This window comes from Candidatus Aquarickettsia rohweri, from assembly GCF_003953955.1.
GTDB lineage: Bacteria > Pseudomonadota > Alphaproteobacteria > Rickettsiales > Midichloriaceae > Aquirickettsia > Aquirickettsia rohweri.
The window spans coordinates 1-5,684 of record NZ_RXFM01000098.1; the positions used below are offsets into that span (position 1 = coordinate 1).

Here is a 5,684-nt window from a genome sequence, read left to right on the forward strand (position 1 = left end):
CTACAAGAATTCTGTGCCATTTATAAAATGTACTTCTCGGCACATTCTTTTGCTTACAAAATTCATATTTACTTACATTACTTTTTTTATATTCTTCTACTAGCTCTTTCCATTTTTCATTACTTATTCTTTTTTTCTTTTTTTCTAATAGCATCATTAGCCTCTATTTTTTTAGGCTTTTGTTCTACCACTTATTTTTATTCTTGCCTAGATGCCCTTATTTTAGCGCTTACTATATTTCTCCCTTGAATGCTTTTGAAAGATGTTAATAATTAAGTTATTAGCATCTATTATTACCCATTCACAAGAATTATTTCCTTCACTTTTAGTATATATTTTATATTTTTGCTTTAAAAAATCACAAATATTATCTGTTAAACTTAAAACATGCTTTGAGGAGTTTCCTGTAGCTAATATTGCAGTACTAAAAATGTTATTAGAGAGTTTAGCTACTTTAATATCTTCAGCTTTTAGTTCACTTAATTTTTTACTATAGCGCTTATTATTTCCTCATTCATATTATGCAATTAGTGTTTTTGAAGTATTTTATCTTGTTCGTTATCTATATTACTATCGTAGATTTTATCTGGTATAATTTGTAGATTTTTACCTAATGCATTTTCAATCACTTCGTCAAAAGTTTCTACAAATATAATTTTTATATTGTCTTTTACTTCATTTGGAATTTCATCCATATCTTTTTTATTTTCCTTAGGGACTATAGCTATTTTTATTCCAGCTCTTAAAGCTGCTAATAACTTTTCTTTTAACCCTCCAATTGGCAAAACATTCCCTCTTAATGTAATTTCTCCAGTCATAGCAACATCATTTCTAACAGGTATATCTGTAAGTATAGATACTATTGAGGTAGATATAGTTATACCAGCAGAAGGCCCATCTTTTGGTGTTGCACCTTCAGGCACATGTACATGAATATCATATTTTTGAAATAACTCCTCTTTAATTCCATAATTTTTAGATCTTGAGTGAATGTAACTATGAGCTGCTTGAACAGATTCTTTCATTACATCACCAAGTTTTCCGGTGATTTTAATATTACCTTTTCCTCTATATTTCACTGCTTCTATAGCTAATAAATCTCCCCCAGCCTCTGTATATGCTAAACCATTAGTAACTCCGATTCTATTATTTTTTTCAATTCCTTCATAGTTGAATTTATGAGGTCCTAAAAATTCAGGAAGATCATTGCTTGTAATTTCAAAGCTTTTTTGCTGTTCTAGTAATATCTTTTTAACAGATTTTCTAAATATTTTTTCGATTTCTCTATTTAAATTTCTCACACCTGCTTCTCTAGTATAATGTCTAATTATATCAATAATTACAGAATTACTGATTTTTAATTCTTTTTCACTCACACAATGAGAATCTCTAATTTTAGGAATCAAGTGTTTTAAAGCAATTTCTAATTTATCTTTTTCAGTATAACCTGATAATCTAATGATTTCTAACCTATCTAATAATGGAATAGGAATATTAAAGCTGTTTGCTGTTGCTAAAAACATAACTTTTGATAAATCGCAATCAACTTCTAAGTAATTATCATTAAAATGTTTATTTTGAGAATTATCTAATACTTCAAGTAAAGCAGAGCTTGGATCTCCTCTATAATCGGTTCCTAATTTATCAATTTCATCAAGTAAAATTAAGGGATTGGAGCTTTTAGCTTTTTTTAATGCTTGAACTATCTTTCCTGGCATTGCACCAACATATGTCCTTCTATGGCCTTTTATTTCAGCTTCATCTCTAAGTCCACCTAATGTTATTTTTGCAAAATTCCTATGCGTAGCTGTTGCTATTGATTTTGCAAGGGAAGTTTTACCAACTCCAGGAGGCCCAACTAAACATATAATGTTACCTCCAAGCTTTTTTGACTTAAGGTTTACAGCAAGGTATTCAATAATTCTTTCTTTTACCTTACCTAAGGCATAATGCTCTTTGTCTAATGCATCTTGAGCTTTTTTAAGATTTTTATTGTTCACAGTTAATTTATTCCAAGGTAAAGATATTATCCAATCTAGATAATTTCTAATAACTGTTGCTTCAGATGACATAGGGTTCATCATCTTGAGTTTTTTTAGTTCTGAATTAGCTTTCTCTTTTGCCTCTTTTGGAAGCCTAAGTTTCTCTATTTTCTTACCTAATTCATTAAACTCTTCTTTTATATCCTCTTCTCCTAATTCTTTATGGATAGCTTTTAGTTGTTCTTGTAAATAATAATCTTTTTGATTTTTTTCAATTTGTGTCTTTACTCTATTTTTTATCTTGCTTTCAGCTTTTAATAACTCAATTTCAGCATTTATATAAATCATTAGATTTTCTAGCTTTTTATTTACATCATTTAATTCAAGTATTTGTTGTTTTTTTGCTAGAGTTAAATGTATCTGAGAGCATAATGCATTACAGAAACTAACTAAATCTTTAATTTTAGTAATATTAAGAAAAGCTTCTTGAGAAGCTTTTTTGCCATAATTGAGATATTCTTCAAATAAATCAGTAACAGCATTCCTTAGTACTAAAGTTTCTTCATCGTTAGAGCAGATGTCTTTTGTTACTTCAACATGTGCTTTTATATAATTGCCTTTATTTATGTATTTTGTTGCCTTAGCTTTTTCTAACCCCTCTATTAAAATTTTTACAGAGGAATCTTGTAATTTAATTACTTGTAAAATTTTTGAAACAACACCAATTTTGTGTAAATCACTTGATTTTGGAATATCATTTGCCCCATCTTTTTGAGAAACTAAAAAAATTTTGTTATTTTTTCCTATGTTTTGTAAAGCTTTGATAGATTTATCTCTACCTACAAACAAAGGTACTATCATTTTTGGAAATATCACAACATCTCTAAGAGGTAACACAGGATATAAATCTAATTCTTCAGTAACTTTTGCTTTCATTATAGCTTTTGTATATTATATTCTTATAATTATATATATAGTTTAATGTCATTTTAACAAGTTTATTTATAAAATATTTATATGAAATTTATTTCAAAATTAAAAGTAAATATCTTTCTAATATTAGTTATCTTAATAAAATATACCCCTCTTCAAATTAATATTAAATATCAATATATTCCAGAAATTTTATCATTATTAATATATGTTATATATTTACAGAGAAGTGATTTATTAATATATGTGAATATATTTTTTTTGTCTCTATTAGATGATTTATTAAGACTAAATTATATAGGAATTAGCATTATACAAAATTCTATATATGTTTTCTATATAGATACACTTAGAAAAAAGTATTCCAGCAATATTTTATTTGATTGGCTTAGTTTTACCATATTAAATATTATATTGTTGCCTATCAAATATATTTTGCTAAGTTTTTTTAAAAATTGTGATATATTTTCTTTTGATATATTTTTTAAAAAAGCTTTTGTGACAATAGCATTTTTTCCATTTATATATTATTTAACTAATAAATTCATCCATAATAATAAGATTAATGCGTGATGAAAAAAGCAAATACAAAACCTTAACAAGACGAGCTTTAATTTTAGGCTCTGTTAAAGGAGCTTTGATAAGTTGTTTAATAGGCAGATTTTATTATTTGCAAATTTTAAACTCTAATGTTTACCAAACTTTATCTAATAAAAATAGACTTAGGATATTACCAACACCACCTCTACGAGGTGATATACTTGATATAAATGGTGATGTATTAGCAAACAATATTAAGATTTATTCTCTCATAATAAAAATAGAGTTTAAGAGTCGCCTAAAACATATAGTAGATAAAATTAATAATATTTTGATCAGTCAAAAAATATCTTTACAGAGAATAGTTGAAAAATCAAAAAATATTCCAATTAGCCAACCTATCAAATTAATTGAAAATATTTCTTTGCAAAATGCTATTTTAGTGGATTCTAATCTTAATTTACAAGAGGTAGAAATAATTGAAGAATATATTCGTAGTTATAAATTAAGAGAAAAAACTTTCCATGTTATTGGTTATATTGGAAATGCAACATTAAAAGAAATTGATTTAGAAAATTTACCGAAAAATTATAAATTTTTAACTGGAAAGGATGGTATTGAAAAAGAGTATAATAAAATTTTACAAGGAAAACCTGGTATAAAAAAAATTGAAGTTGATGCGAAAGGTAATTTTACAAAACAAGTTGATGTTATCCCCCCTGTAAAAGGTTCAACTATTTCGTTATCAATTGATAAAAATGTACAGAATATTATATCCAATCACATTGGTGAATACAATGGAGCAATAATAATATCAGATTTAGTAAAGAAAAAAATAATTGGAATGGTATCTATGCCAACAATTGACCCTAGTATTTTTATTGATGGCGTATCAAGTAAGAAATGGAAAGAAATAGTTAATAATAAATATAACCCACTAATTAACAAGTGTATATCTAGTCAATACCATCCTGGATCTATTTTCAAAATAATAATGTTCTTATCAATCTTAAAAAGTGGAATTAATCCAAATGAGACAGTTTATTGTCCTGGTCATTATAAATTAGGTGGTAGAGTATATAAATGCTGGAATAAGTATGGCCATGGAAATGTTAATTTAAAACAAGCTTTTGCAAAATCATGTAATGTGTATTTTTTCCATCAGTCATTAAGAGTTGGTATAAATAATATTAGTAAAATTGCAAAAGAGCTCGGATTAGGAAATAAAACTAATATTAAACTTCCATTTGAAATTGGAGGTACTATTCCTAACATTGAGTGGAAGAAATCAAAATATAAGAAGAGTTGGTATTTAGGTGACACAATTAATTCATCTATAGGACAAGGATATGTAGAAACAACGCCTATACAGTTACTTCAAATGGTATCTAGAGTTGCTACAGGTGAGGTGTTTGATCAAACGATAGAGAATGATAATAATAGTATGCAAAGTAAAAAATTAAAGATTAATCAAACGCATTTGAATATGTTGAGAAAATCTATGTTAGGAGTGTTTTATAATACACAAGGTACTGGTTACAGACAAAGGATTGACGATGAAGAATTTAAAATTGCTTGTAAAACTGGCACATCTCAGGTGGTGTCAACAACTCATGATATTTTAAGTGATATGTATAAAGATCATAGTATATTTGTAGGGTACGCACCATTTAATTCTCCTAAATTTGCTATATCTACTGTTATTGAAAATGGTGGTTGGGGATCAAAAACAGCTTTACCAATCTCAAGAAATATACTTAATGATTTAAAACACTTGTATATTTAATTTTAATACTAACCAAAATATATATTACCTTTATTGTTGACTCAGTGATAAAACTTAAGATAGCTTGTTTAGATACTTTATATTTCTGATAGTGTGAATAAAAAGATATATATACTTAAAGAACAAAAATTTCGGCTCTGTCGCATCTGTAATATGGTGTAAAATTTTTAAATTATTTATAGATTTTTCCATTAAGCAGCTAGTGAAAGAAATTTATCAAAGTCAGAATTATAATTGTCATTGTCAGCAAGTTGTCCTTTTTTAATCATGTGCAAGAGTTCTATTCCCGCAATAGTTCTGGCGGCACTTCTAAAGGATTTGAAGCCAAGCATCGGCCTAGTTCGTTTCTTTATAAATCTGTGATCGCCTTCTATCCTATTGTTGAGATATTTGTTCTGCCTAATTTCTATTTGGTTTTCTTTAGATAATGGCTTATTGATTGA

General features: G+C 27.0%; 5 protein-coding genes. 1 reads left to right on the plus strand and 4 read right to left on the minus strand.

Going from position 1 to position 5,684, the window contains the following annotated elements; all coding sequences use genetic code 11:
- The 3 genes from tnpA to lon all read right to left on the minus strand — a co-directional run.
- The coding region (tnpA, locus tag EIC27_RS08390) for an IS66 family insertion sequence element accessory protein TnpA (protein WP_410519448.1) at positions 1–157 on the minus strand (157 nt) is incomplete at its 3' end.
- A 65-nt stretch (positions 158–222) separates the two neighbouring features.
- Entirely contained in the window at positions 223–459 is a 237-nt protein-coding gene (gene rsfS, locus EIC27_RS08395; protein WP_126045183.1) for a ribosome silencing factor, read from the minus strand.
- A gap of 68 nt (positions 460–527) precedes the next feature.
- Positions 528–2,918, minus strand: a complete 2,391-nt coding sequence (lon, locus tag EIC27_RS06030; RefSeq protein ID WP_126045179.1) for an endopeptidase La — start codon at positions 2,916–2,918, stop codon at positions 528–530.
- 562 nt (positions 2,919–3,480) lie between these two features.
- On the opposite strand from lon, the gene mrdA reads away from it, so the two are divergent.
- Positions 3,481–5,241 (plus strand): penicillin-binding protein 2, encoded by a 1,761-nt coding sequence (mrdA, locus tag EIC27_RS06040; RefSeq protein ID WP_126045181.1) that lies wholly within the window; start codon positions 3,481–3,483, stop codon positions 5,239–5,241.
- 191 nt (positions 5,242–5,432) lie between these two features.
- Here the strand turns inward: mrdA and EIC27_RS06045 are convergent.
- On the minus strand, positions 5,433–5,684 hold a 252-nt coding region (locus EIC27_RS06045), incomplete at its 5' end, for a DDE-type integrase/transposase/recombinase (RefSeq protein WP_126045182.1).

What these genes read in the sequence shown, in the direction of transcription:
- lon (WP_126045179.1), bottom strand. Translation starts at nt 2,918, where the DNA reads ATGAAAGCAAAAGTTACTGAAGAATTAGATTTATATCCTGTGTTACCT.
- mrdA (WP_126045181.1), top strand. Translation starts at nt 3,481, where the DNA reads ATGCGTGATGAAAAAAGCAAATACAAAACCTTAACAAGACGAGCTTTA.